The organism is Paenisporosarcina sp. FSL H8-0542 (genome assembly GCF_038632915.1).
In the GTDB taxonomy this organism is placed as follows: Bacteria; Bacillota; Bacilli; order Bacillales_A; family Planococcaceae; genus Paenisporosarcina.
In genome coordinates this window covers 2,525,323-2,552,276 of record NZ_CP152050.1, presented here as the reverse complement: position 1 = coordinate 2,552,276, position 26,954 = coordinate 2,525,323, and the positions used below count along the sequence as shown (strand labels likewise).

Annotated in this window: 22 protein-coding genes, 3 pseudogenes and 1 other annotated feature; of the genes and pseudogenes, 18 read left to right on the top strand and 7 right to left on the bottom strand. The window is 35.5% G+C overall.

Going from position 1 to position 26,954, the window contains the following annotated elements; translation table 11 throughout:
* Positions 1-60 precede the first annotated feature (60 nt).
* A complete protein-coding gene (locus MHH33_RS13085; RefSeq protein WP_342541980.1) occupies positions 61-1,008 on the bottom strand; it encodes a polysaccharide deacetylase family protein in 948 nt (315 codons plus the stop codon).
* 253 nt (positions 1,009-1,261) lie between these two features.
* Between MHH33_RS13085 and MHH33_RS13080 the strand changes: the two are divergent.
* Positions 1,262-1,417: pseudogene (locus MHH33_RS13080) on the top strand (transposase); the annotation flags it as partial.
* A gap of 71 nt (positions 1,418-1,488) precedes the next feature.
* Here the strand turns inward: MHH33_RS13080 and MHH33_RS13075 are convergent.
* The 3 genes from MHH33_RS13075 to MHH33_RS13065 are packed head-to-tail and all read right to left on the bottom strand — an operon-like array spanning position 1,489 to position 5,191.
* A complete protein-coding gene (locus tag MHH33_RS13075) occupies positions 1,489-2,601 on the bottom strand; it encodes a Ger(x)C family spore germination protein (protein WP_342541979.1) in 1,113 nt (370 codons plus the stop codon).
* Positions 2,598-3,704, bottom strand: a complete 1,107-nt coding sequence (locus tag MHH33_RS13070) for an endospore germination permease (RefSeq protein WP_342541978.1) — start codon at positions 3,702-3,704, stop codon at positions 2,598-2,600. The genes MHH33_RS13075 and MHH33_RS13070 overlap by 4 nt, the downstream gene beginning before the upstream one ends.
* Positions 3,689-5,191 carry a spore germination protein gene (locus MHH33_RS13065; RefSeq protein WP_342541977.1) on the bottom strand — a complete coding sequence of 501 codons (1,503 nt, stop codon included), beginning with the start codon at positions 5,189-5,191 and terminating at the stop codon, positions 3,689-3,691. The genes MHH33_RS13070 and MHH33_RS13065 overlap by 16 nt, the downstream gene beginning before the upstream one ends.
* A 454-nt stretch (positions 5,192-5,645) precedes the next feature.
* On the opposite strand from MHH33_RS13065, the gene MHH33_RS13060 reads away from it, so the two are divergent.
* From MHH33_RS13060 to MHH33_RS13045, 4 genes are all read left to right on the top strand, one after another.
* On the top strand, positions 5,646-5,912 hold the full coding sequence (locus MHH33_RS13060; RefSeq protein ID WP_342541976.1) for a hypothetical protein: 267 nt from the start codon (positions 5,646-5,648) through the stop codon (positions 5,910-5,912).
* A 297-nt stretch (positions 5,913-6,209) separates the two neighbouring features.
* The gene (locus MHH33_RS13055) at positions 6,210-6,689 is read left to right on the top strand and encodes a GNAT family N-acetyltransferase (RefSeq protein WP_016427939.1); all 480 of its coding nucleotides are present in this window, start codon (positions 6,210-6,212) and stop codon (positions 6,687-6,689) included.
* Between the two features lie 320 nt (positions 6,690-7,009).
* A complete protein-coding gene (locus MHH33_RS13050; RefSeq protein WP_342541975.1) occupies positions 7,010-7,552 on the top strand; it encodes a hypothetical protein in 543 nt (180 codons plus the stop codon).
* A 44-nt stretch (positions 7,553-7,596) separates the two neighbouring features.
* Positions 7,597-7,794: a hypothetical protein gene (locus MHH33_RS13045; protein ID WP_342541974.1), complete on the top strand. Its 198-nt coding sequence runs from the start codon at positions 7,597-7,599 to the stop codon at positions 7,792-7,794.
* Between the two features lie 138 nt (positions 7,795-7,932).
* Here MHH33_RS13045 and MHH33_RS13040 read toward each other — a convergent pair whose 3' ends face one another.
* On the bottom strand, positions 7,933-8,376 hold the full coding sequence (locus tag MHH33_RS13040) for a carboxymuconolactone decarboxylase family protein (protein ID WP_342541972.1): 444 nt from the start codon (positions 8,374-8,376) through the stop codon (positions 7,933-7,935).
* Between the two features lie 211 nt (positions 8,377-8,587).
* Between MHH33_RS13040 and MHH33_RS13035 the strand changes: the two are divergent.
* The 3 genes and pseudogenes from MHH33_RS13035 to MHH33_RS13025 form a co-directional block, all read left to right on the top strand.
* Positions 8,588-8,746: pseudogene (locus MHH33_RS13035) on the top strand (aldehyde dehydrogenase family protein); the annotation flags it as partial.
* Between the two features lie 29 nt (positions 8,747-8,775).
* A complete protein-coding gene (locus MHH33_RS13030; RefSeq protein WP_342541971.1) occupies positions 8,776-9,462 on the top strand; it encodes a cyclase family protein in 687 nt (228 codons plus the stop codon).
* Between the two features lie 794 nt (positions 9,463-10,256).
* Positions 10,257-11,018: a DUF2071 domain-containing protein gene (locus MHH33_RS13025; RefSeq protein WP_342541970.1), complete on the top strand. Its 762-nt coding sequence runs from the start codon at positions 10,257-10,259 to the stop codon at positions 11,016-11,018.
* Positions 11,019-11,553: 535 nt separating this feature from the next.
* Here the strand turns inward: MHH33_RS13025 and MHH33_RS13020 are convergent.
* Positions 11,554-11,721 (bottom strand): hypothetical protein, encoded by a 168-nt coding sequence (locus MHH33_RS13020; RefSeq protein ID WP_342541969.1) that lies wholly within the window; start codon positions 11,719-11,721, stop codon positions 11,554-11,556.
* Between the two features lie 259 nt (positions 11,722-11,980).
* Here MHH33_RS13020 and MHH33_RS13015 point away from each other — a divergent pair.
* From MHH33_RS13015 to MHH33_RS12970, 10 genes and pseudogenes are all read left to right on the top strand, one after another.
* Positions 11,981-12,484, top strand: a pseudogene (locus tag MHH33_RS13015) (DUF2716 domain-containing protein).
* A gap of 199 nt (positions 12,485-12,683) precedes the next feature.
* On the top strand, positions 12,684-13,031 hold the full coding sequence (locus MHH33_RS13010; protein ID WP_340920448.1) for a nuclear transport factor 2 family protein: 348 nt from the start codon (positions 12,684-12,686) through the stop codon (positions 13,029-13,031).
* Between the two features lie 739 nt (positions 13,032-13,770).
* Positions 13,771-16,362 carry a carbohydrate-binding protein gene (locus tag MHH33_RS13005; protein ID WP_342541968.1) on the top strand — a complete coding sequence of 864 codons (2,592 nt, stop codon included), beginning with the start codon at positions 13,771-13,773 and terminating at the stop codon, positions 16,360-16,362.
* A 631-nt stretch (positions 16,363-16,993) separates the two neighbouring features.
* Positions 16,994-18,898 carry a squalene--hopene cyclase gene (gene shc, locus MHH33_RS13000; RefSeq protein ID WP_342541967.1) on the top strand — a complete coding sequence of 635 codons (1,905 nt, stop codon included), beginning with the start codon at positions 16,994-16,996 and terminating at the stop codon, positions 18,896-18,898.
* Between the two features lie 290 nt (positions 18,899-19,188).
* Complete coding sequence (locus MHH33_RS12995; RefSeq protein WP_342541966.1) at positions 19,189-19,422, top strand: hypothetical protein; 234 nt, start codon at positions 19,189-19,191, stop codon at positions 19,420-19,422.
* A 70-nt stretch (positions 19,423-19,492) separates the two neighbouring features.
* Positions 19,493-19,728 (top strand) — a binding site (T-box leader).
* Positions 19,729-19,788: 60 nt separating this feature from the next.
* Positions 19,789-21,138: an amino acid permease gene (locus tag MHH33_RS12990; RefSeq protein ID WP_342541965.1), complete on the top strand. Its 1,350-nt coding sequence runs from the start codon at positions 19,789-19,791 to the stop codon at positions 21,136-21,138.
* 158 nt (positions 21,139-21,296) lie between these two features.
* Positions 21,297-21,563: a hypothetical protein gene (locus MHH33_RS12985; RefSeq protein ID WP_342541964.1), complete on the top strand. Its 267-nt coding sequence runs from the start codon at positions 21,297-21,299 to the stop codon at positions 21,561-21,563.
* Between the two features lie 383 nt (positions 21,564-21,946).
* Complete coding sequence (locus MHH33_RS12980) at positions 21,947-22,747, top strand: HAD family hydrolase (RefSeq protein ID WP_342541963.1); 801 nt, start codon at positions 21,947-21,949, stop codon at positions 22,745-22,747.
* 463 nt (positions 22,748-23,210) lie between these two features.
* On the top strand, positions 23,211-24,095 hold the full coding sequence (locus MHH33_RS12975; protein WP_342541962.1) for an ABC transporter ATP-binding protein: 885 nt from the start codon (positions 23,211-23,213) through the stop codon (positions 24,093-24,095).
* Complete coding sequence (locus MHH33_RS12970) at positions 24,092-25,684, top strand: hypothetical protein (protein ID WP_342541961.1); 1,593 nt, start codon at positions 24,092-24,094, stop codon at positions 25,682-25,684. The genes MHH33_RS12975 and MHH33_RS12970 overlap by 4 nt, the downstream gene beginning before the upstream one ends.
* Positions 25,685-26,619: 935 nt before the next feature.
* On the opposite strand, the gene MHH33_RS12965 is transcribed toward MHH33_RS12970, so the two are convergent.
* Positions 26,620-26,772 (bottom strand): hypothetical protein, encoded by a 153-nt coding sequence (locus MHH33_RS12965; protein WP_016427923.1) that lies wholly within the window; start codon positions 26,770-26,772, stop codon positions 26,620-26,622.
* Positions 26,773-26,954: the final 182 nt, after the last annotated feature.

Genomic DNA, 26,954 nt, shown 5'->3' with positions numbered 1-26,954 from the left:
TAATTGTTGTTAATGGCGATAAAATCAATATTTTAGATATGAGTATGTAGATTATCCATTTTAAAGACGCCCATCGTCCCAGAAATTTAATGGGAAATGTTCTTCGGGATTATATACCTTAATTTCATATTCTTCGGTTCTTAAATAGTTAATAATTTCTGGAAGTGCGTCCAAAGTCGATTGATTTTCATGGAATAAAATGACTTCAATATTTTTTGTTGTTTGCCTTCTTACTTCATTTACAACTTTTGAAGAGTTAACAGAATCCCTCCAATCCTGTGTATCCACACTCCAATCCCAAATTTTAAATCCTGCTTCAACTGAATCATTGCGAAGTCCTAAATTCAAACCTGGTTTCGATCCATAAGGGGCGCGTACTAAAGTGGTATCTTCACCTGTCACTTGTTTGATAATGGAGATTGTTTGTTGCATTTCTAGTACAAATTGATTTTCTTTATAAAGGCTATGATAGTCATGCGTCATACTGTGAGCTCCGACATAATTACCTTCGGTAACGGCACGTTTCACTTCATTGGGATAGCGATTTATACGGTCTCCAACCATAAAGAAAGTCGCATTTATTTGTTCCCTATTTAATACGTCAAGAAATTGGTGTGTCAACTCACTAGGTCCATCATCGAATGTCAAATAGACGACTTTCTGATTTTTGCCAGAGCGTTGTTTGTTATTTGTTTGAATTACATCACTTTCTGGGTTTGGATTAATTGGATCAGTTTGGTTATTTTCTTTTTTTTCATTTGGTTTCTCCACAGGTGGTTTCATATCATTTGAAAGGTTTGTATCGTCGTTTGCTATCTCTTTGGTGCCATTTTTCGGTTTCTTTATTTGCTGCTGTGCATTCACTGAACCTCTTGCTACATTTACATCTCCAAAATCTTTTAACATTCCAATGAAAAGGTAAATGAGTGAGAATACAATTACTAACCCAAACAGGCTTACAATTCCTCTTTTTAATCTCTTTTGTTTTCTCGTTTCTCGAGATCTCATCTATATTTCACCACGCTCTCCTCTACTTACAAATTATTACTATTAATCTGCTAACAATAATGATAATGCTCGTAAATAAAGATGGGCTAAAGATGAGATAAATACTAAGGCAAGATTTGAATGAAGTTTACTTCGTCATAAATGATATGTAATAGAAGAGAAGTTGCATCCTAACTATAGGGGCAGCATTCCTGTTAGAAAGATTTCCGGAGGCTTGCAAGAAAAAGAGCCTTCAACGATGAAAGAAACTCAGAAGACAGAAGTAGTTGTTGGAATTGAACCTACGGGTCACTACTGGATGAATTTAGCTTATTTCCTAGACCAATATGGAATCCCACTCGTCATGGGCAATCCAATGCACGTCAAACGTTCGAAAGAACTAGATGATAATTTACCAACCAAACATGAGGAGGGGATGAGAGTTCCACAGTTACCAAGTCCCGAAATTCTTCGTTATTGAAAAATAAAAACAGGTAATGTCTAATAGACAGCACCTGTTTTTATAATACTTACATTTACTTTTGGCTCTATTTGAACATTTTTATAATCTTCATCCCAATTCATTTTCTTCCATAAGTCAGGATGTGTATTAGCTAATCTCATTCCAATACCAAATGCATCGCAATTTGCTTGTAAAAGAATAGCTATTACTTCCTTAGCCTGATTGGTTAATTCTACAGAAATTTCTTTATTTAATTTTTTTATATTTAAATCTTTAGTGAGATTTTGTGGATAGGTATTCACTTCTATTTGGATGCTAATATCTATGTTACAAGTTATATCTCCACTTGTTTTGTCTACCTTTATCTCCATATTTCTTTTCATCTTCCGTGTAGAAAAAGCAATGGATCGATCTTCTTCACTCGCTTGATTTAGCATGAGTTCCATATTGTTCGTCTTTTTTAATTGATCGAGTAATAGTAATAATAAACTGCTTTGCTCCTTTGATAAGGTTTTTCCAGAAAACTTATCTCCATTAAAAAGGGCTACCCCAGCAATCGCAATTTTATCTGATTCTCCTTTTTCTAAATATGGTAAGATAAAGTCTTTGCCCGTAGTTAGAATGTTTGTCCATACAGTAAAAATAGTTTCTTCTGGTAATAAGGTAGATTCCTCTGCTTCTTCAATCGTTTGTAAAATAAAGAATGCAATCGGGCTTTTTTCTTTTTCCGAAGATATGATATCTTCTGCTTTGCCTTTTGTAATCGCAATTTTGGCTACAATATTCGAGTCTTTTCCTCGATAAAAAGGATCTAGTAATTGAAGAATCCCATTTTGAGCCAATTCATCACCGATTAAAATAATATGTGCTTGACTGAAATCCACCTGCCCAGCTGTCATGCTATTAATATCGATTCCTAAACCCGCCAAAGTAGGTCTTTCAGCACTCACAAGTTCATCTTCAATTTCAAATTGTCCTCCTCCTTTACTTTTTATATTCAAGGCTCGAACTGTAGCGTGTATTTTGCCTTCTTCTGTTAAATCAAAACTGATTCCGTTTACGAGTGTTTTATTAACAAGCTGGTGTTGGTCCCAACAACCTGCCAAAAAGATATTTATGATTATCAAAATTAGTAAGAGTCTGTTTCTCAAGCTGTATCACCAGTTTCATGCTTTTTAAATATGATTGACAGAATTAATAAGAGAGCTGGAATGACAAAGACAACGGCATAACTTAAATAAGTAACATATTTGCTAAAAAGAAGCGTGATTTCATCAGTATGAGGAATAAGTGAAATCAAAAATATAAGAATTCCATTTATCACGACAGTCTTTTTATAAGACTTTTTCTCATTACTAATACTTTTACTTGCAAGGAATAAATAAGCAATAATTGACGTTGTCATTGGTACAATCCAAATCGAGAGAAAAATCAAATCTACGTGATCAATCATTTTATAAGATAGTCCCCTTAAAAGATATAACACTGGCTCTCTTATTTGATTCATTTGATCAGGACTAAAACTGATTAAACAAATGAAGACTAAATAGGTGTAGAAGCCTGTGACGAAGATATTTGCCATTGATATGGTTTTTAATACTCCTTTGTTATTATGAATAATAAAGGGATATAAAAACAATAATCCTTCAAAACCCAACTTCGATAATAATGCACTCTTGCTGCCAATTAGAATGTTTTTAATGCCTGAACTCCCAATTGGAAGGATGAATTGAATCTCTTTCGGAAGTATTAGAGTAAAAAGAGTAATAAACAGTAATACGATTATCAGCGTAGAAGCTAGAACAAAAAATCTGGCTATTATTTTTAAATTGCTGACGGTCAAATAAATACTGGTGATTAATAAAAGCAAGGATATAGCCCAGTTCGGCGTTAAAGGCAATAATAGTAATTTTATTACTTTCACCATTAGAATGGTTAATAAACTTCCGGTCATAATAAAATAGAAGTAAAAGATAAAATTTAATATTTTTCCCAAAAAACCGCCAAGGATATTCTGGGTTATTTTTGTAAATGTATCATTTGGAAATCTTTTTAATAATAACCAATATACAACCAACAAGAATTGGACAATTATCCCTGCTAAAATGATCGATATCCACGAGTCCCCTTTTGCTGATTCTTGGACAACATTTGGTAAAGAAAAAAGACCAATACCAATCTGACTTTGAATTAATACAAAAAACAACTGAAACTTTGTAATTGATATTTTTTCAGTAATCACTTCTTCTTCCACCCCCGTGTATGCCATTGTTGTTTTTTGTATACGGGCTTGGAGTCTGTTGGTCGTGTGTTAAGTTTCCAAAAAGGGAGTCTCACGAATGTATCTTTTATGTCCGCTATGTTAAAAGGTGCGAATGGCGCAAAGTAAGGCATACCAAAGGATTCTAATTTACAAAGGTGAATAACGAGCACCATTAATGCAAGTACAATTCCAAAAAACCCGAACAATGATGCGGCTATCATGACAGGAAATCCCAATAACCTAGCACTGGTTCCCATTTCATTTACTGGTGCTATGAATGAAGCTATGGCAGTGAGTCCAATTACAACAATCATCGTATTTGAAACTAAATTCGCTTCCACTACGGCTGTCCCAATTACAAGCCCCCCCACAATACCAATTGTTTGAGCAATCGGAGTAGGTAAACGAATGGAAGCTTCTTTTAGTAACTCAAGAATGATTTGCATCGTAAAAGCTTCTATTAAAGGATGAAAGGGGACGTATTCTAATGAAACCCTGATGGAATATAAAATTCCAATTGGAAGTACTTCAGAATGAAAAGAAACGATGGCAATGTAAATTGCCGGCAAACTGATAGCAATGATAAAACTAAAGAAGCGAATAAATCGAAAAAAAGAACCTACTAGCCAACGACTATTATAATCATCAGGCGATTGGTAAAATGCAAAAAAAGTAATTGGCAAAATTAAAATTCTAGGACTACCATCAACAAGTAATATGATTTTCCCTTCGGTTAAGTACGACGCAGCTCTATCAGGCCTTTCAGTAGACAACATTTGAGGAAAAGGAGTATAAGGATTGTCCTCAATGTAATCCTCTACTTCGCCAATTGAAAGTAGTTGATCAACTTCAATAGAAGTAATTCTTCGTTCAACTTCTTCTAGAATTTTTTTATTTGCAAGATTTTCTATAAACACCATACTTACTTTCGTATTTGTAAGTTTTCCTAAAGTGAAAAATTTTACTTTTAATTGAGGGCTTTTTATTCTCCTTCTCAAAAGTAGAATATTAGTACCTAAATTTTCGACAAACCCATCATGAGAACTTATAATACTCCGTTCATTAACAGGTTCTTCTATAGTACGCGCTGAAATTTCTCCTACAGCGACTGACTTTGCAATCGCATCATCCTCTAATAAAATAGTACAGAAACCTTCTAATAAACTAGCCCCTACTTCTGAAATTTTTGAAGAACATTTCAATTCAGTAGCCTTCACTACATTTTGAATTTCTCCTGATTTCATTTCCAATATAGGACCTATAACAGAAGATTGAAGAAAATCTTTTTTCACCATCGAATCTAGAAAAAGAATAGTGCAATCCTTGTTATTAAACATCATATCTTTAACCATTAAGTCTTCTGTTTGACAAAGATATTCTCGGATAGTATGTATATTTTTGTTAATATCACTAGTAAGTTGTTGATCGCTTTCATTGACATGATAATTGTGTAATGAATTTTTTTTAAAGAAACTCATCTTAGAATACTCCTCGCCTCGACTTCTAGTTGCTATTATTCTTTCCGTTTTTTAGCTTTGCTATGCTTATCAAATTATTTTGCTGGATGAAAAACCGAAAGGATTCCATTATCTGGACCACCTGATGTATGGGCAGCTTCATTGGTGAATGAAATTTATGGTAGAAACTTTAATGGTTATATTACTCCGGATTATAAAATTACTTGTGCATTGGCTTTTAGGTTAGCTACTGCAAAAGAAATAAAAGTATATACATCAGAAGATGAACCTAAGAGATATAAAGTATGGGTAGAGTAGAGTTTCCCAATTAAGAGTAAAAATATATCGGCAGGTGCTTTAGTTAAAGAACATTGGGCTGATTTCAGCTCTTTTTTTGAACTAACGGGGCAGTTTAGTTGAAGAAAGATTTGGTACAAAAGGGACGATATACTAAGTTGATTAATGGAGAGACGATATGATTACTGTCCAAAATGCTGAAGATTTCCTCAAAGAGAAGATTGGTGAAAATACAACTAATATAGCAAATGTTTGGAATGAATTTAAATCGTTTGGAAGACAACCAGTTGAAGGAGAAGAGGAAATAGCTTTACTCTTCCAATGTGGAGTATACGATTTTACAGGAGAAAAATTATTTTATTTTGATTTCGTTAGACAATTTTCTGTCTATGAAGATAACGAATATTCTGGGATGGAACAACTCCATTGTGAATTTGTATTTTGAACTTAGAAGTTTGGAAACGTCAGAATGGTATTTTGATACCGATGGTGATGTGGATGATTTTTATCATTTGGTCGAAAATCTTGAAGAGTTTAAAATACCATTAAAAATAGAACAAGAACAAATATAGGTTATTTAACTACCTAGTGCATTGCTTCAATAAGGGAAGCAAAGCACTTTTCTTATTGAACTAACGGGGCAGTTTAGTTCAACAGGGATAGTTAAATAAATTATCTTTAATGATGTAATCACTACATTTAGAGTGGTAGGATATAGAAAAAATGAATGGGGAATTATTATATGGAAAAGTTTAACAGTGTCGAACTAAAGCATTTTTCAAGTGAGTATATGAAAGTATTGAACTCTTTTGTACTTACAGAAGAACAAAAACAATTTTCTGCATTACCAAACAAATTTGGGGAAGTTACAGAAGGACAGTATCGTATTGTTATTTTAAGTGATAATACACCTGTTGGTTTCTTTCTACTAAATTCAAATGACCGAGTAAAGAAATACTCCACTAATCTGAACGCTTTGTTATTAACTGCTCTCTCAATTAATAATACAGAGCAAGGAAAAGGCTACGCTAAACAAGGGATGTCATTACTGATTGAGTTTGTTAAATCAGAATTCCCTAAATGTGATGAAATTGTATTAGTTGTAGATAAAGATAATATTCCAGCACAAAAACTATATTTAAAAGTAGGATTTGAAGATACAAATGAGAGACAAATAGGACGTATCGGCGAAGAAATTATCATGAGACTATCAATAAAATAATGTATAAGACCACAACTAAAAATAACTGCATTTTACGATGCACCAAATTTATCAATTATACAAATAGAAAAACGGTTAGCTAATTACCATAAATTTTTAAAAAAGATTGATTAAAATGGATTCATTCGTTGTGATTTAGTTTGCATTATATGAGAATTAAAAGATCAGTTAAATACTAAGTAATACTTTCCGTTTAGAAACGCGTTCGCCAATGAGCTTTGAATAAATCGTTACTAAACACTGAATATTTGGTAATTCATTTACAGGGGAGTTTATCTGTGATAATATAACTAAATATTCCCAAGATTAAAGGAGATTGAATGATGAAAAAACTATTATTGCTTATTGCTTCACTTTCTTTAGTTCTTGCAGCTTGTACTGAAGACAAAGAAGAGAAAAAAGTTACAACGACTGAAGGAACTAAATCTGAAGAAACTATATCTGAAGAAAAAGCGAACCCTGCTGGAGATATGATGAAGTTTTACTTATCAATCTCTCAATCTATTAATGCTGTAGATGCAGATCTAAATGCTTATGAAAATATAGATGTAGAAGCACCTCCAGAAGCTGCTGAGCTTAAAAAAATGCGGGATGCTGCAAAAACAGCTGCTGCAAATGCTGCGGTTAAAGTAGAAGAATTAGAAGTTCCAGCTGAATTAAAAGATCATCAAGAAACAATTGACTCAGCATTAAACAAAATTCAAGAAGCTTATACAATGAAAGCAGACGCATTAGCTGCAGAAGGTGACGTTGTATTAGATGAGGCAAATGCTAAATTTGAAGAGGCTGAAGCTGAATTAAATAAGGTACTTAAAGAAGTTGGCTTAGCAGAATCAAGCATTGCCAGCGAAGTAGCACAATAAGAAAAAATCGTCCGATAGAACGGACGATTTTTTTATTTAACATTATGTCAGTTGGTATATATACAAATGTGAAGCCTGCTGCCTTTAAATGGCAGCTTTTCTTATGGAGTTATGAAATCGAATACTTCCCAATCCGGGTGTTATGTCTACTAGGAGTGCATGCAGCACACTCGTTCAGCGATAGAATAGATATTTTACAGAACGCATTTTTTCTTCAACTAACTGGTGCTTTACTTCAATAAGGAGTGAAGCCTTTTTTCTTATTGAACTAACAGGGCAGTTTAGTTCAATAAGAGAATGACTGTGTAATGTTGCTTTTGACACAAACTGTGCAACAAAATAAATGAAAAAACGAACACCAAAGGATGTTCGTTAAGAAGTTAAATCTTTGTTGGTGTATTGCCCATTGCAATAGAGATTCTATTCCAATTGTTTATCTGATTAATAATAAGAACTAGATCAACATATTGTTTTTCATCATAATGTTCTCGGACACGCTTGTATAAGTCATCAGGAACTCTTTTAGTAGGGATTAGAGTAATATGCTCAGATAGTTCGAGAGCAACTTTCTCTTCAGGTGTATAAAAAGAACATTCATTCCAAGCATTTAAACAATAAATGCGTTGTTCGGATTCACCCATCTTACGAGCATCAGATGTATGCATATCTATACAGAAGGCACAACCGTTAATTTGAGAGGCTCTAATTTTGATTAACTCTCTGGTAGTTCTATTAATTGTAGTCTGCTTAGTGTACTTCTCCATATCCATCATAATTTTCATACCATCAGGTGCAATATCATAATAGGGAACTCTTTGACTCATAAGGCAAGACTCCTTTGATTTTAAGATACTAATATTATACCTTTATACGAAAATTAGCACTAAGATTTTGTTTGTATGACATTCAAAATCAAGAGGAACTTCAGATGTAATTAGTTGCTTCACAGTTCGATGATGATATGCAAAAGTAGATGCTAAAGAGGAATAAAAATGTCTAGAGTTCGGTAAGATCCGGATATGGTGCCAATTCTGAAAAGCGGGATAGGTGTTTATCAATTGTTACGGCGCTGCCGGAGGAGTCCAAATGCCTTTTGGAGGATACAAAAAAAGCGGAATTGGCAGAGAAAAAAGCCATCTTGCCTTGAGCAATTACGTACAAGTAAAAAATGTCGCGATTAAATATGGGATCTAATAAAACTAAAATATAGGGAGCGTGTCAGTATGTCAAAATACGTTGAAATTGGTTACCCAATTTATGAAGGAATGCCCGTTTATCCAGGTTTGCCTGATGTGAAATTAGAACCAAGAGAACGCTTGAACAAAGGAGATGACTGGAACGGCAGCGTATTGAGTATGTATCTTCATGCCGGGACCCATGTTGATGCCCCGCGACATCATTTGAATAATGGCAAGGGAATAGACGCTATTCCTATTGAAGATTTTATCTATCGGAAGCCTTTGGTAATCGATTGCCCGGTAGGCCCTAACGGCTTTATCACCATTGAAAAGTTAGAGGAATATGAAGAGCTGAACGAAGCAGATATTCTAATCTTCAATACGAGTCATTGGAAACACCGGGATACGGATTTCGAGAAATACGCCAATAATTTCCCGGCTGTCTCCCCGGAAGCCGCCGAATATATCCGAACAAAATTGCCTAACTGCAAAGCTGTGGCCATTGATACGTTGAGCATTGAAAACCTGACAGAAGCAAAAGGAAACGGCTATTTTGTGCACCATGCCTTCTTGGATCATGAAAAGTATGAAGAACCGACGATGCTCATCTATGAAGACATCAATCCAGAGCCATTGATCGGCAAAAAGCTCATTTCTGCCTTTACAGCACCGCTTCGCATCAAAGATCACGATGCCTCTATCGTCAATATCGTCGTTGAAGTTGAAGAATAAAGCCCTTCCTGAATTCTGAAAAGTATGCGAAGCCCATAAAATTCAAAACTTGTAAATAAGGCAGTGGTTTTGGTATCGTACGCTCACGATCTAGGAAATCACGCGTCAAAGTAATTAAATCTATGGGTTGATTATTCAGAATTGAAGAAAGTTAAGAAGGTAAAACAGATATATTTTCAAGATGCATATCTGAAATGTGTAATACGCGAAATGGCTCTCCATCTATTGGTGTATCATCATTTTATAAAAATATTGTTAACGATAAACTGCTTGGTATTCTTATTCCCTCTATAAAAAAAAAAGAGATAAGACAGTTCAATAAAAATACTAATCAATAACATTCTTAATCTCTTCCTTAATAAATCATAAAACAGAGGAGGAGTGGAGGTTAGCTGTAATTAATTCGATTACTTCCATACAATATGCATATAACAGCAAGATGAAGTTAATTTATTTAAGTATAATTAACTCCAGATTCCTAATACTAACTAAACTTTCGAAGCATAACATGGAGGTAGGTTAATCGTGATGAGATTTTTTGCTTGGGGTGCAGCAGGTGCTGGGCAAGGTTATATGCCCTAGAAGATTCCACATTTTGGGGACTTTTTTATTGAACCTCTTATTTTTATTAGGTTTGATCTATTATATAAAAGGCTAATCAATTCATCGATTTTTATGGAAAAGTAAGGTGTACTGCACTTTTTTATTAAAGTAAGAACAAGGATTTTCTAATTGAGATAACTGTAGCAGAATAGTTACATTTGTAAATGATGGTGAAGAGCGGTGGATTAGTTATGGGAGAAAATATTGACTCGAAAATAACCCGATGGGACGACAGTCATCGCCAATGGCCACTACCACATTTACCATGGACGATGAAGCAGACTTGGAACGACCTTTTATTTGCCCACTATCCTATTAAACTTGAGGTGTTACGAAGACTAGTACCCGATGTGCTAGCGATAGACTCTTTTAATGATATGGGCTGGATAGGTGTAGTTCCATTTCATATGACTGGCATACGATTACGAGGCTTGCCGCCTCTGCCTGGTACTAATCGCTTTCCTGAGCTCAACGTCCGAACGTATGTAACTATTGATGGTAAGCCAGGCATTTACTTTTTTAGTCTGGATGCTACCAATTTGCTTGCAATAAAGACGGCTAAAACATTTTACCACTTACCATATTTATATGCTGATATTGTGGTGAAGCATAATGGACCTACCGTTGAATATGAAAGCAGGAGACTAAGTGACGATAATTCAAAATTGCTCTGTAGCTATTGGCCAATTTCTGAACCGTTTCACGCAGCTAAAGGCACTTTTGATGAATGGATGTCCGAGCGCTATTGTTTATATACACTGAACAAAAGGGGAGTACCCTTACGATGTGATATTTTGCATCAACCATGGATGCTTCAGCACGCAGAAGCAGAAATAAGTCATAACACGGTATTATCCAGCCAGGGAATTCAAGTTGAAAGTGGCCAGCCTATCTTGCATTTCTCAAAAAAAATAGAGGTCCGCATGTGGCCTTTAGTACATGCAATTGACTAATCGATAGGATGCTTAGGCCCAATTTATATGCGAATTTGGGCTCTTTTTGTATGTTTAATTTAGATTTTGTTCCAGATAATTGAACGGGTTAAGTGTTTTGTGGAAGGGCTATTATTTTTGGTCACTCGGAGTAAAAAACAAAGAAGAAAGCCACCCACTGAGCTATATGTAACACACTATATCATTAAAAGAAAAAACACCATCTCATAAGAGATAGTGTTTTTTGGAAGAACTCTTCGTTCCTTAAGAGTTCTCGAGGGTTTGGCACCCAATAAATCTGACTGAGACAAAACATTAACTTCAAACTAACAATCCAAATTATTGGAAGCCAAAACTACAATATGTCAGTGAACTTAAAGTTCACGACTGTTATCATAATAGAACATAATGCAATACAAAACAATGATTATTTTTACTCATAATATTTCAATCAAAACGTAGCCTATTAAAACCTCAACCTTCAAACGAAAAACGATAGCCATTTCGTAATTTAACAGAGCCAAATAAAAAAACCGGTTAGTATACCTAACCAGTTTTACATCACGCCTGAGTAATTTGAAAGTGACCTTCTAGTTTTATTTACTAATTCTCCATTATATTCAAGCCATTTTTCTTTTTCTCGCTCTACTGCTCGATTTTGCCATTCAAACCAAACAAACGTACATTCACTACAATGATTGTCTACACCACTATTATTGTTCATATCTCTACGTGTAAATAAGGTTCTTTTAAGACAATTGTAGCAATAAATTATTTTATCATCACTTTTTATTATCATAATTATCTTTCCCTCCAATTATACAATATTTATTGTCTATTAATTGGCTACTTATACTTTAATTAAATAATTTTACTAAATAAATAGGACTGTTATTAATTATTAGATGCTAGTAGTCATTCTTATGCACGGTATTAACGCAAATAATGCACCCAATAAAAGCATCGTAAAGGTGGCTATTCAAATGGGAAATTGGATTGAATTATCCGCATTAGAATAGAAAGAGGTATGGGATAGGATTATGATGAATTTAATTTTGAACCAAGCATATCAAACTTCCCATCTTTTGAAGTTCCAAATCTATTTATCACCTATGATGTATCTCCGTATTTAAATTGGTCCGGAAATTCAGTTACTTATGATGAGATTTATAATGACCTGGAGGATAAGTCATTGCTTGTTTTTCAAGAACTCGTACAGAAGAATGAATATAGAATATATGTATGCCGTAGATTGGCAGCATCCAGGTTATTGGGTAAATCCCCGTTTGGAGTTTCCAAAAAGTGAGTTTGATGAATGGACATTACCTATTTTTCCAAACGGTGATTATTACTTTTTTATTCACAACAATTTTGAATGGGGATTATTGGGACACCCGTGGGAAGAGACCCTCACTATTTTTGGAAAAGAATTGATAAAAGGTTTTGAAAAACATCAACCAAGAATGTTTCAAAAGATATTACGTTAGGGATAATTTAAACCTTGTTAAACTAACGGGACAGGTTAGTTGAAGAAGCGTAGTATGGTTGAACTGTGCGACACATCTTGTTCGAACTTGTGCAGTACCTATTTGGTGCAAATTAGAAATTAATAATATAATCTAGAATTGAAGGTAAAATATTTCACTTTAAATGGTTTTATAATACCAAAGAAAGGAGGAACATTAAATGACTGAGAAGATCCAAGTAGTACTTGAGTCTCTTAAAGCCTATAATTCAGGAGAACTAGAACTATTCAAGAGCTATTATGATGACTCTTGTACTTTCCGTTATGCATCTACCGACAAAATATTAACAATGGAAGAAGTATTTAAGTTTTATGAATCTGCTTTCCAAGCATCACCTAACGCACACTGTGAAGTTGTAAATATTACGTGTGTAGGTGATTTCGTGTCAGTACATGAGCGATTCACTGGAATCATAGACTCTAATGGTGAAGAAACAACTCCTGAGACTATAGCTGTTTACAAAATTCATAATCAGAAAATAATAGAATTACGACATCATTTTGCATAACGTTGATACCAAGACTCATTTAGAGTTTTGGTATCAATTTTTCAATACTTTTTCAAACTCATATGAGAGAAGAGTAAATGCATCCTATCTTAGTAATCCTTTTAGTGCGTAGTTTAAGTCAACACTACAATAAGTCTTGTTCAACTAACGGGTGCTTTAGTTGAATAAGAAAAAAGAAAAAAGCTAACGTCTGAGAAAAGACGTTAGCTTTCTGTATTTACAGGTATGCTCCTCATGAACCCTTGAAATATATGGGTTTCAGGCGTTTCTTATTTTCATGTTTAGTTAAGGAAAGTGCATCTAACCTTAAACAAGTAGTAGTAACGAGTATTTAAATAGAATAGAAGATTTTAAAGCCATTGACATGTCTAAGGAGGCCAGGGATTGAATTTTATTGTTATAACATAATATCAATATATCGGATATTACATAATGCTTACATTAGATTTACACTCTATTAATATTTATCACTTACCATTAAGCAGAAAAGCAAATTTGATTCTGTAGGGGGGCTTAAAATAATGTTCGGCCGTTTGTAAAAAAATTGCACCGTTTATAAAAAAGATTGATTAGAATACAGTACATATTTTATAAGAACATTGATAAATCATGATTTATCAATGTTTTTTGATCGAACTTTATTCTGAAAATGTGGTCAACATGAGAGGATTAAAGGATTTGATCAATCTTTTTTCAAAAAATAAACTACGTCGTATAAAAAAAATTAAGGGAGATGTTTATGGTTACCTTAACGAAGTTTAACAAGTCATTATTTTCATTTATCCTGATAGTTGGATTCCTGCTCAGCACCAGTGTTGGCTATATGCCGGTGCATGCAGCAAGCGATGCATATAGTCTGACAGAAGCAGAAAGCTTTAGTTCCAAGTCGGGTGCCTACCTAAAAGTCGAAGCTTGCCCAGATGGTGGACAATGTATAGGAGGTACTAATGACAACCAGTATTTAGCATATAACAATATTGACTTTGGTAGCGACGTTAATGGCGCTACGAAATTTAGTGCAAGACTTTCAGTTAAGGGATCAAATGCAGGGGGAAATATTGAAGTATGGATTGACGGTCCGACAAGCGCGAATGGTAAAAAAGTGGGGACACTTACTACCGCAGCTACCGCACCGGATAACTGGAATGTCTATAAAACTATGTCAACCGATATTACTGACGTTACAGGAATTCATGATGTATACCTTGTAGTAAAGGTAGCGGCGGGAAAAACATATGTAGCCAACCTCAACTGGTTTCAGTTTTCAAAGACATTGAACAGCATTGAGCTTACAAAAACACCAGCAAAGACTGTATACCGTATTGGAGAGAGCCTTGATGTCACGGGTATGGAAGTCACAGGCACCTATATTGACGGTTCGACTAGGGGGGAGGAAGTCAGAGCTTCCGACGTAAGCGGATTTAACAGTTCATCTGCAGTGGCAAGCCAGATACTAACCGTCACAGTACGCGGTAAGACAGTAACTTATCCAGTAGAAATAAAGCCGAAGGTACTAACAAACATCACAGCACCTGCAGCGATTACTGGTGTAGTAAACGGAACAGCGCCTACAGTGGTGGCCCTTGGATTGCCTAGCACAGTAGTAATGGTGACCGACGGCGGTAATTTGAATGCACCTGTAACCTGGAATATAGATGCATCAGGCTATGATCCGTCCGTAAAAACCGAGCAGAGTTTCACGGTAAAGGGAACAGTAGATCTGCCTACTGGGGTTACAAATCCGGATAATGTAGCATTGTCAACAAGCATCAATGTTACGGTTCTTGCTTCAACAACACCTGACAGGGATACTAGTTATAAATTCAGCTTTATGTCCATTTCTGATACACATGCAAATGTACAAGGGGATATCGCAGATGTCAGACTTGACAATGCATTGCAGGAAGCAGTTAGCAATAATGTGCAATCCGTTAGCATTGGTGGAGATCTTACTGAATATGGCACAGATGCACAATATAATACATTAATGAAAACAATGAACAAATATCCTCAACTTGATCGCAACTTGATTTTAGGGAACCATGATGTAAGGTGGATGGGAGGATTTGAAACTGCTAAAAACAGATTTTTGACACATACTGGTATGCCAGGTGTTTATTATGATAAGTGGATAAGCGGATACCACTTCATCTATTTGGCAACGGAGACTGATGATAAAGACAGTGCATATATATCGGATACCCAGATGAAGTGGTTAAGCGATAAGTTGGCGGAGAATGCAAGTAAAGACAAACCCATATTTCTCTTCCTTCATCAGCCACTAGATAATACTGTATATGAGGAATATCCTTGGGATCCTTATCAAAGCGATGAGGTACAGGATCAAAAGTTAAAGGACATAATTGGAAAATATCCTCAAAGCGTTTTCTTAACGGGACATATACATTATCCTCTCACGTTACCGGGTACTTTCTATAACAAACAGTACTTTACAATGATGAGAGATGGAGCTATTAAGGATTCAGGTCAAGGCTTGATTTTAGATGTTTATGCCGATAGGGTGGTAATAAATGGAAGAGACTTCTCGAAAAAAAGTACGGTAACTACCTGGACCATAAATAATTACACTGCGGATGCACTTGCAGCAGATAAACAAGCGCCTACCGCACCAACCAATGTCTCGACGAAAGTAGTAACAGACAAGATGGCAATGCTGTCATGGGATACAGCTACAGATAATTTTACGGGTAATGTAGGTGTTACAGGCTACGATATATATAATGGAAAAAAACTGATTGGATCTACAACAGGGCGTACGAACTTTAAAGTGACAGGGCTGAAGAAAAAAAAGACCTATCAATTTACTGTAAAAGCCAGGGATACAGCAGGAAATGTTTCAGTGGCCAGTAGTCCATTAAAAGTTACCACTTTAGCTTTCGATCCAGCTTCGGTAAATTTGGTTCTGAATAAGGAGATTACAGCCAACGGAAGTGTGGTGGGATACGAACCGTCCAAGGCAGTAGATGGATCGGCTGAGAGCGGCCGAAAGTGGTCTTCCAATACGACCGGGGACAAATGGCTGATGGTCGATCTTGGAGGAAATTATGATATAAGCAGGTGGGTAGTAAAGCATGCTGGAGAAGGCGGAGATACCTTATCCCTGAATACAAAAAATTATAAGCTTCAGGGAAGTCTGGATGGAACTACCTGGACTGACCTAGATTCAGTAGAAGGAAACGTTTCGAACAGCACGGACAGGTATATAACGAAATCCACCGCAAGGTATGTAAGACTTTATATTACAACGCCGCAAAATTATGCGGAAACAGGAACAGCAAATATTTATGAATTTGAAGTCTATGGGCGGTAACGATTATGCTCTGCCGCATAGAGGAAGCGGATTCAAGCATGACTGAGTTTTTTACTAGCTAATTATTATAAAACGTAGTGACTTAGTTATTTAGGTAAAAGCAATTAACGGGTTCTGTTTTCGAGTACAAAAAATTAAATAGCACCAATTAGCAGTCATTTTCGTAACTGAATCTGACTGCTTCTTTTTGTGATATGACTGGAATTGGGGACAAAATATAAAAACGCTTTAATTTATACATTTTTTATATCCTAAGGAAATCTTGTATATTGTACCAGTGTAATTCTAGATAGAGATGGTTTTCAGGAATACCATAGTTTTGAACTAAGAGCCCAAATTCACATACGAATTGGGCTCTTTTAAAACGCCTTTATATCAGTATGATGTTATAACTAAATTAAGAAATTGGTTTAGATATATAAATTCCAAACTTAATTCTCTTTAAAATTTTCTAAGTAGCGATAACCATCATTATCGCTACTTAGAAAAGAATGAAGTTGATTATTCCTATTCTCTTGGGATTAATGGTTTGGATTCCGACTAAAGACCTTAATCACTTCCTCGCATTTTTTAAAAACTAAACGAATATGTTTAGGTGTATTGAATTTATGCTATAGGAAGGACGAATTTTGTGAACGGTACCCTATCAGACGAAATTAATCGAATTATAAGCATCTTGAAGAAGGATCAATCTGAAGTTGGAACTTGGGATTATCCTTTTGAAACAGGTATTACAACGGATGCCTATATGATTATTTTATTGCGTTCATTAACTATTGATGATGAAAAATTAATAAAGGAACTAGTAGATCGGATTTTAAGCGAACAACAAGATAGTGGGGCTTGGAAGCTGTTTTATGATGAAGAAGATGACGGTAATGTAGCTGCCACGATTGAAGCTTATTACGCCCTTCTATATTCCGGCTATTGTTCTCACGATGATGTACGAATGCAAGTAGCAAGACAGTTTATTTTATCAAATGGGGGAATAGACAAAAGTAATTTACTAACAAAAATTATGCTGGCAGTAACTGGGCAATTTTCATGGTCAAAAATTTTTACTGTCCCGACAGAATTTGTTTTACTACCACACTCATTCCCAATGAACTTTTTCGACTTTTCTGTCTTTGGTAGGGCAAATATCGCTCCACTCATGATTCTCGCTGATAAGAAATACATAATTAAAACAAATAAAAGTCCAAACATTTCAGATTTATATATTTTGAACCACAACAGGTGGGATGAAGAATATTTATCAAGAATCCTCTCAAATGAATGGAGTCCTTTTCTTTTATCCATTCAAAAAAGAATTGAGGACCTAATTGGTTTGCCAAAGCAAATTGAGGAACTTGCAGTAGATAAGACAAAACAGTATATGCTGGAACGAATTGAACCAGATGGCACCTTATACAGTTACTTCAGTTCGACATTTCTGCTAATTTTCGCGTTGCTTTCCCTTGGATATAAGAAAGACCATCCCACAATCATTCATGCGGTAAACGGTTTAAAGTCTATGAAATGCCAAGTTGATGGGAAGACTCATATGCAATTCACCACAGCAACGGTATGGAATACAGCTTTAATTAGTTATGCCATGCAAGAAGCAGGCGTTTCCGAATTAGATCCCGTTATAAAAAAAGCAAACCAATTTTTATTAACACGACAGCATTATAAATATGGGGATTGGGTCATACACAGTCCACATAGTCTTCCAGGGGGATGGGGTTTCTCAAATGTAAATACAATGAACCCTGATATTGATGATACTACTGCATCCTTAAGGTCAATTTGCAAAACTGTCATTAAAAAACCCAAGGTCCATACATCTTGGGACAAAGGAATCAACTGGGTATTTTCAATGCAAAATGATGATGGAGGATGGCCATCATTCGAAAAAGGTGTGAATAAAAGCATTCTGTCTATGATTCCAATTGAAGATGCTGAATATTTACTCGCAGATCCATCAAGTGCAGATTTAACAGGAAGAACATTGGAATTTTTCGGGAAATTCACCGATTTAAAGAAGAGTCACGACTCTATCAAGTTAGGTGTAAATTGGTTATTCGATCATCAAGAACCGAATGGATCGTGGTATGGCAGATGGGGCATATGTTATATTTATGGTGCTTGGGCTGCTATAACCGGGCTTGTTGCAGCAGGTATATCATCGGACCATCCTTCTATTCTAAAATCAGTCAAATGGCTTCGTGATATTCAAAATTCGGATGGGGGATGGGGAGAGTCTTGTAAAAGTGATAAAATGAAGACGTACGTTCCATTGGGAGCCAGTACGTTAACTCATACAGCCTGGGCATTGGATGCGCTGATTGCTGCTGAAGACGAACTCACACCAGGAATAATATCCGGCATCAAATATATTTTAGAAAATAATGACAAAGATGACTGGACAACTTCTTATCCAAAAGGACAGGGAATGGCTGGCAGTTTCTATATTCATTATCATAGTTATCGATATATTTTCCCTCTAATTGCACTTGCGCATTATCAAAAAAAATTTCCGAATGAAAGCCTCTAAACTCTCAAGAACGAATAGGTATGAAAGGTGACATACCATACTACGGCGAAAAAGGAATTGTTGATTATATAAATCAGTTTATTTTTAATGAAGATCTAATTTTATTGACTGAAGATGAAGGGTAATTTGAAGAATTTGCTAATCGCTCAATATTTTACTGGATAATCTTGGTTTAATAATCATGCCCATGAACAAGAGAAGATCGTCAAAGGCGGTCTTTTTTTAGTTGCCTAAAGTCCATGACGAATCATCCGACAGGGAAAAGAAGTGAGGAGTGACTCGTATTATCAGTGGGGATTATTATGAAAAAAACATTGAATATAAGATTGGTTATATTAATCAAATTTATTGAGGGGTTAATTGTGAACCCAGTCACGTTAATTGATTCACCTTCTGAATCCTTATTGCCACTCGTAACTCCCAAAGGATTAGGTATAATATTTTTCGGAAATAGCATTTTGCAGACTTATTTAGCTATTTCACCACATATTACCAAGATTGTTTCGTTAAAAATATTATTCTGAAATAATTATTGACAAATTCACTTCTAATCCGTATAGTATGGGATATTATAAAAAAATCAGATATAGTTTTCAAAACACAAAGATCAGGAGTAGTAAAAGCTCATTATTCGGTAAAGAGAGCTGCGGGTTGGTGCAACGCAGTCCAATGATACTTTGAACTTGCCTAGGAGTGGTAAAGTGAAAGTTTAGATTTAATCTATTCTCTAATTTTAACGATTGACCTTCGTTACAAGGTTTTTAAAGCAGGGTTCGTAAAGAGCCAATAAGAGTGGTACCGCGGTAAGCTTAAGGCATATCGTCTCTTTCTTCATTTGATTGTGAAGGAAGAGACGATATGCCTTTTTTGATTTTTGGGGAGGTTAGGATATGGAAACCGACAAACAGAATTTACAGAGGACAATGACTTCAAGACATATTACGATGATGGCATTAGGCGGTGCCATTGGGGCAGGTTTATTTAAAGGAAGCAGTTCAGCCATTGATATGGCAGGACCATCCGTAATAATTGCTTACTTGATAGGGGGCATCATCCTATTATTCATCATGCAAGGTTTAGCTGAAATGGCAGTCAGCAATTGCGGTGCAAGAACATTTAGGGATCTTGTCCAATCTATTTTAGGAAAGTATCCTGCCTATTTCCTGGATTGGATCTATTGGAAAATGTGGGTATTGAACATCACCGCAGAATCAGTCGTTGCGGCTATTTTCATTCAATATTGGCTGCCTGAATATCCAATCTGGATACTGGCATTAGCTGTTTCGGTGTTAGTTACAGCGATCAACTTGCTATCGGTAAAGGTTTTTGCTGAAACGGAGTACTGGCTTGCTTTAATTAAAATTACCGTCATCATTGTGTTCATCATAGCTGGATTATTGTTACTGCTAGTGACTTTTGGTGATCATACAGCAATTGGTTTCTCTAACTTGACTGACCATGGTGGTTTTTTTCCGAATGGATCAACAGGTTTAATCACAGCGATGCTGGTGGTAATCTATTCATATGGTGGTACAGAAATTATTGGGGTAACATTGGCAGAAACGAAAAATCCCGAAAAAGTGGTTCCAAAAGCTGTTCGCAGTACATTGGTCAGGATTATTTCTTTCTATATCATTCCATTTTCCATCATCGTTAGTTTAATTCCTTGGAATGAAGTAAACGGGGTGCCTGAAAGTCCGTTTGTGATGGTCTTTCAAAAAATAGGGATTCCAGGTGCTGACCATATTATGAACGCCGTTGTTCTACTAGCGATTATTTCATCAATGAACTCTGGATTGTATGGTTCATCTCGCGTTCTGTATACACAAGCCATCGACGGTCGCATTCCGAAAATATTTTCACGTTTATCCAAGAAGAAAGTGCCTGTTTACGCAATATTAATGTGTACTTCCGCTTTATATGGTGGTGTACTGATTTCCTTATTTGCTGGAAGCAAGACCTTCGATTTCCTGATGGGATCACTGGGATATACCGTATTATTCATCTGGTTAATCATTGCCTTCGCTCATTTAAAATCACGTAAACAACAGTCTGGAAAAACAAGTGCCTATACAGTTAAATGGTTCCCATATACGACTTGGGCTGCGATCATCGCTTTAATTACGATCCTAATCGGAATCATTTTTACGACATCTATCATCGTAACGATCATTACACTTTGCATCTACATCTTTATTACCTTAACTTATGTATGGAAAAGACGCCTTAACAAAATCTAGAGACTTCCTCGATGTATTTTGTAGACTATATAATTTTGATCAGATTCTTTATGTTACCGAGTTATTGGTAAAATAGAATATAGAAAATCATTAAAAAAAATTTCACCATTTTTCTAGGAACTTTTTAGGGAAGGAAGTGCAACGCAGCTATGCAAAAAATGACCAGTGAACAAATGATTGAACTAATGAAAAACATGGATAATGGGGAAAGAATTAAATACCTAGATTGGTTATTTCATAACCATTTCTATTCAAGACCAATAGGTGATATGACTTTAGCAACAAAGAATCATATTGAGGATTCCATAGACAGGAATTTAACGGAAGAAGAAACTTTAATTATGAAGTTAGCTTATGATACTGGTTATAGTGTTGGGTGTAAAAACGGAACGGAACAGGTGTTAAAAAGTAAGGACGAGGACTGATACATAAAAAAAAGGCAAGGAATAAGTACAATTACTTAAACCCTGCCTTTTTTAAATCGTTTATAACTATCTCACGAATAACACCAAATCCCTATTGAAGAATCGATTTCCGAAATAATCAAACATTTTTATAAAAGTGAATAGCAATAAACAGGTGAAACCTCATATTTTGATCAAAATTTGTTCAAAATGCGAGGTTTATTTTTACCTGGAAAATTGAGTATTCTCGCTAAATATTAATCAATCGTTTTTCAAATATTACATACGCAGCTCTTTTTTCTTCTTGAATTAACGGGGCAGTTTAGTTGAACAAGAAGAGGGAAAATTTATTAGATAGAGAATATTAATTACTACCAAACTTGTAGAAAAAATTGGAGGTATTTATGAGAGTTTTAACGGATAGAAATAAAGTAGATGCGGTAGTATTGGATTTGGATGGTACATTATTAAATTCTGATAAGAAAGTAAGTAATAGAAATTTAGATTCAATAATAGAAATACATAAACTTGGAATACCAATCATAATTGCAACAGCAAGACCTCCAAGAACAGTAAAAGAGTTTCTTCCAAAGGAATTACATGAAGTAGCAATTATTGTTTTTTATAATGGTGCATTAATTATTAATAACCCCTTACAATTAAACGAACATTATTCTATCGATTCAACTATAAATCAACAAATTATTGAATACTTAATTACCAATGAACCTGAACACTTATTTTCTATTGAAGTCAATGATACTTGGTACAGTTATAAAGATATTGATTATCGCTCATTTACTAAGGTTTCTGAGAATCCTGAAATTATTGAGATTGTTGAAATAAAATTAAAAAGCCCAACCAAAATACTTGTTTCAAACTTAAAGAATATAGAAGACTTTACTAAAAAGTTCGGTGATAAATTAGAAGTGATTAATACGGACTCGAATCAACTTACACAAATAATGAGATTAGGTATTTCAAAAGAATCTGCAATAGCAAATCTTGCTGAAAGATTAGAGTTTTCATTAGAAAAAACAATGGTTTTCGGTGATGATTTTAACGACTTAGGTTTATTTAAGCTATGTGGAATTCCAATAGCTATGGACAATTCGATTGACGAATTAAAAAGTATTGCAAAAGAAATTACAACTTCAAATGATGAAGATGGTGTAGCTAATATCCTGGAAAAGTTCTTCAACTAACGAGTGCTTTAGTTGAAGAAGAAAAGACTGTCATTTGACGGTCTTTTTTGTTTGTGCGCCCAGCATGGGCGTAGTATATAGGGTGTAAGTCCCGAACTACGAAGACAGAAGTAGTAGTTAGCTTAACGCAAGGGTGTCCATGGTGACTTGGAATCTATTTCTATAGGTATTAATTAGAACTCCTTGAATCTAGGGAGTTCTTTTTTCGTGATCAAATGCATACATTGTGGCGAATTACTGAGCTCCGTGGCGAGCAAATTTGGGCCATAAGTGATTTTTCGCATTAGTGATGATAAGCTGCCGCGAATCGCTTATTACGCATAGTGGGAAAGCAAAAAGTTTATTTTAAATAACGATTGCTTAAAAAGAACCTGCAGATTAAGATTTAAATAATCAAGTAGTTTTACCAATATTACCCATTACGGATTACGGATTTTTCATGAAGATAATCAGGAGGTAATTTATGGAGCTTATTATTGAAAGCGTGAGTAAAAAATATAAGGGGAATTTTTACGGGCTTCGTGACTTATCGCTGGAGATCAACACAGGCATTTTGGGATTGTTAGGTCCCAACGGTGCTGGGAAGTCTACATTGATGCGGATTTTATCAACAATTACTAAGCCTACCGAGGGTAAGGTGAGTTGGAACGGGATTGATATTACGAAAGATCCCAATTCTGTACGAGCCATATTAAGTTATTTGCCGCAAGATTTCGGCGTATATCCTCATTTAAATGCAGTTGAGTTTTTGGAGTATTTAGCGGCGATTAGAGGGTTGGATCATAAAATGGCAAGAAAGAGAATTGAAGAGTTACTTCATTTGGTCAATCTTTATGAGGTTCGCAAAAAACCGTTAAATAGTTTTTCAGGTGGTATGAAACAACGTGTAGGTATAGCTCAGGCCTTATTGAACGACCCCAAGCTATTAATCGTTGACGAGCCAACGGTTGGACTTGATCCAGAAGAACGTATTCGTTTCCGCAATCTATTATCTGAATTATCAGGCGACCGAATTATTATCCTATCAACCCATATCGTATCCGACATCGAGGCGACCGCAACAGATATTGCTATTGTTAATCAAGGACGGCTCGTGATACAGGCTGCTCCGAGCAGATTATTGGCAGCGGTGGAGGGAAAAGTATGGGAGTGGTTGATACCGAGTGATACTTGGATGGAAGTGCGCAAACAATTGTTAATCAGCAGCACCATTCAAAGCAGTGAAGGAGTGCGTGTGAGAGTCATCGCCGATATTCAGCCTTCAGCAGAAAGTCGCTTGGTGACACCGACTTTGGAGGATGCGTATTTGTATTACATTTCGGCAAATAAGCAGGAGGCGAAAGCATGACATCGCTTCGTATACTATTTCATATGATGAAAGCTGATTATTTAGAAAGGGTCCGTAGATACAGCTTTTTGATTACAGTACTAGTATCGATTTTTATTGTGTTTAAGTACATTCCTTCAAGTAATGACAATTATTTAACTTTATCGCTACACGGTATACGAGGCATATATAATTCCGCTTGGGTCGGCAGTGCAATAGCTGTATTAGCCTCAATGCTGTTAAGCCTACCAGCGTTTTTTCTCGTGAATAATGCGATTGAGCGAGATATGCAAACTGGGGTGGGACAAATAATAGCAACGACTCCAATTACCCGATGGATATACACCATGGGCAAAATGTGGAGTAACTTAGCTCTCTTGATGACTTATGTTGCTGTATTAATTGTATCTGCTATTGCCATGCAACTGATTAGAGGGGAAGCTTATACGATTGATTTGGTGAATCTATTGTTTCCATTTCTTTACTCTACATTGCCGACTATGGCTTTGGTGGCTTCAATTGCCATACTTTTTGAATCTGTACCATTGTTACGTAAGGGAATTGGCAATTTTATTTATTTTATTTTATGGGGCGTTTCTCTTAAATTTTCTACAACGGCGATTCATTCAAGCCAGGATATGCTCGGCCTTTCTCCGATCCTTAATAGGCTGTCGAGCGAGGCGAATGCGAGGCTTCCTCATAACGATGGGGGCCATATCTCTGGTATAAGTCCGTTGAAGGAAGATTTATTAACATACAACTGGAACGGTGTAAACTGGACTTTACAGATGTTTTTAGAACGTTATATTTGGTTAGCCGTGGCGGTAGTGATTGTAGTAGTGGCTTCAATCTTCTTTCATCGGTTTGATCTAACACGTTCATCCAAAATAAATATAAAAGGTAAACACAAAGAATTTAGAAAAGCTGAGCTACACATTAAGCCTGTGCTTAGGAATGACATTCAAATAAAGTTAACTCCTTATAATCATACACAAGGGCAATCCAGCTATATCAAGACATTAGCCATGGAACTGCGTCTCATGCTCAAAGGCTTACATTTTTGGTGGTACTTGATCGCATTAGTTTTAATCGTTCTAGGTTTATTGTTGGCAATAGATGACGTAATAAAGTTTGTTTTACCCTTTACCTGGGTTTGGCCAATTCTGATTTGGTCGTCAATGGGCACGAATGAAACGTATCATCGTACCCATCAATTGATTTTCACTGCCATGCATCCTGTTCGAAATCAATTTATTGTATTGTGGATGTCTGGAATTATCGTTGCTTATTTGACAGGCAGTGGGGCTATGATTCATTTTCTTGTCGCAGGTGAGTGGGAAAGCTTAACGACCATGGCAGTAGGCGGATTGTTTATTCCAACGCTGGCTATAGCTTTAGGTGTATGGTCGGGGAATGGAAAGCTATTCCAAGTGGTATTTATGTTAATGTGGTATCTGGGTCCCCTAAACAAATGGGGTATTATGGACTTTATAGGTACTACACAACAATCCCTTGACAGAGGTTACTATCGATATTATCTACTAGTCACATTGATTTTGTTATTGTTATCTGTAATTGGACGAGTGCGTCAAGTGAAAGCGTATAATTGAACTTCATAATATGCGAAAAGAACAACCATCCAAATAGGTTGTTCTTTTCTTTGAGATAAAAATTCGCATCTCGAGTGAAACGGTGAACCGTACCAAAAGTAAATGAGGTTTATAAAAAAAATTTGAGAAGGCTTTTTCTTCTGCGTTATTGTTAAAATCAAAGAGTTCAATTACGAATAAAAAATTCATAATAATCATAAATGACGACGCATGTACGGAATACGCTTTCTATTATGGAGGATACGAGCAGCATCGAAGGTATCTGAATGTCAGGTTGCGTAATCGTGTCGAGGAACTGCTTGAGATGTATATAAATATGTAAAGTCCAACCACTGATTTGTGGAAGGGCTTGTTTATTTGCACCAAAAAAGAGAAGGCTCACACCATCTCTAATTTCTTCCTATTCAATTCCTCAAACAACTTTGATATTGACCAGATTGAAATCCCCGAAAAACTTTAGTTAGAGTTGAAAAATGAATATTTCTTGTTCAACTAACGGGTGCTTTAGTTGAAGATTCGATTTCCGAAATCATCAAATATTTTTATAAAAGTGAATAGCAATAAACAGGTAAAACCTTGTATTTTGATCAAACTTTGTTCAAAATACGAGGTTTATTTATTCAAAGGTTACATTGACGCCATCTAATTTAATTGTTGGTGGTTTGTTTAAGCCAATTATTTCAATTGATATTGTTTTGAATTCATTCGCCATCCTTCAACCCTCCACAATCATATTTACTATTTAACCGATAGCTCGAAGATAATAGATCACTCTCCATTTCTCGAATTTAACTTAGAGTATTGCAAGAATGACCACCGACCTTAATGAGCTAGAAAAAGCACCCACAATTTGTGAGCGCCTAAATGCTTCAATTTCTTTTTCAAGAAAATAAAAAGCACCTCCGAAGAGATGCTTTAGTTCACATAATAAGTATTCACGGATAGTAGCAATGTCCATTATTAGTACAGATAGGCTTAGGACCATTACCTTCGTGATCGTCCATGGCACTTGCTCCCGTAGCAAAAGATAAACTCAATAGTAATAGAAATCCTGTAGCTACTGACAATAATCTCTTTTTCTTTTTCATAATTTCCAGCCTCCATTTTTTTACCATTATTGTGTTACATTTGTTATATTCTACAATATTTTCTAAATTCCTTTTTATTTATTAGAATTTTTAAACTTTTGTAAAGTAAACTTAGACAGTAGTCAATCCTTAATTAATCGTGAATGAACGTATTCATATTGGATATACTTTTAAAGATATTC

Bases quoted from the DNA above. Each gene is read 5' to 3' on its own strand.
- MHH33_RS13055 (WP_016427939.1), top strand. From the start codon at position 6,210: ATGGAAAAGTTTAACAGTGTCGAACTAAAGCATTTTTCAAGTGAGTAT.
- MHH33_RS13025 (WP_342541970.1), top strand. From the start codon at position 10,257: ATGGGAGAAAATATTGACTCGAAAATAACCCGATGGGACGACAGTCAT.
- MHH33_RS13040 (WP_342541972.1), bottom strand. From the start codon at position 8,376: ATGAGTCAAAGAGTTCCCTATTATGATATTGCACCTGATGGTATGAAA.
- MHH33_RS13065 (WP_342541977.1), bottom strand. From the start codon at position 5,191: ATGAGTTTCTTTAAAAAAAATTCATTACACAATTATCATGTCAATGAA.
- MHH33_RS13060 (WP_342541976.1), top strand. From the start codon at position 5,646: ATGATTACTGTCCAAAATGCTGAAGATTTCCTCAAAGAGAAGATTGGT.
- MHH33_RS12985 (WP_342541964.1), top strand. From the start codon at position 21,297: ATGACCAGTGAACAAATGATTGAACTAATGAAAAACATGGATAATGGG.
- MHH33_RS13010 (WP_340920448.1), top strand. From the start codon at position 12,684: ATGACTGAGAAGATCCAAGTAGTACTTGAGTCTCTTAAAGCCTATAAT.
- MHH33_RS12980 (WP_342541963.1), top strand. From the start codon at position 21,947: ATGAGAGTTTTAACGGATAGAAATAAAGTAGATGCGGTAGTATTGGAT.
- MHH33_RS12965 (WP_016427923.1), bottom strand. From the start codon at position 26,772: ATGAAAAAGAAAAAGAGATTATTGTCAGTAGCTACAGGATTTCTATTA.
- MHH33_RS13045 (WP_342541974.1), top strand. From the start codon at position 7,597: ATGTCAGTTGGTATATATACAAATGTGAAGCCTGCTGCCTTTAAATGG.
- MHH33_RS12990 (WP_342541965.1), top strand. From the start codon at position 19,789: ATGGAAACCGACAAACAGAATTTACAGAGGACAATGACTTCAAGACAT.
- MHH33_RS12975 (WP_342541962.1), top strand. From the start codon at position 23,211: ATGGAGCTTATTATTGAAAGCGTGAGTAAAAAATATAAGGGGAATTTT.
- MHH33_RS13005 (WP_342541968.1), top strand. From the start codon at position 13,771: ATGGTTACCTTAACGAAGTTTAACAAGTCATTATTTTCATTTATCCTG.
- MHH33_RS13030 (WP_342541971.1), top strand. From the start codon at position 8,776: ATGTCAAAATACGTTGAAATTGGTTACCCAATTTATGAAGGAATGCCC.
- MHH33_RS13085 (WP_342541980.1), bottom strand. From the start codon at position 1,008: ATGAGATCTCGAGAAACGAGAAAACAAAAGAGATTAAAAAGAGGAATT.
- MHH33_RS13020 (WP_342541969.1), bottom strand. From the start codon at position 11,721: ATGAACAATAATAGTGGTGTAGACAATCATTGTAGTGAATGTACGTTT.
- MHH33_RS12970 (WP_342541961.1), top strand. From the start codon at position 24,092: ATGACATCGCTTCGTATACTATTTCATATGATGAAAGCTGATTATTTA.
- MHH33_RS13050 (WP_342541975.1), top strand. From the start codon at position 7,010: ATGATGAAAAAACTATTATTGCTTATTGCTTCACTTTCTTTAGTTCTT.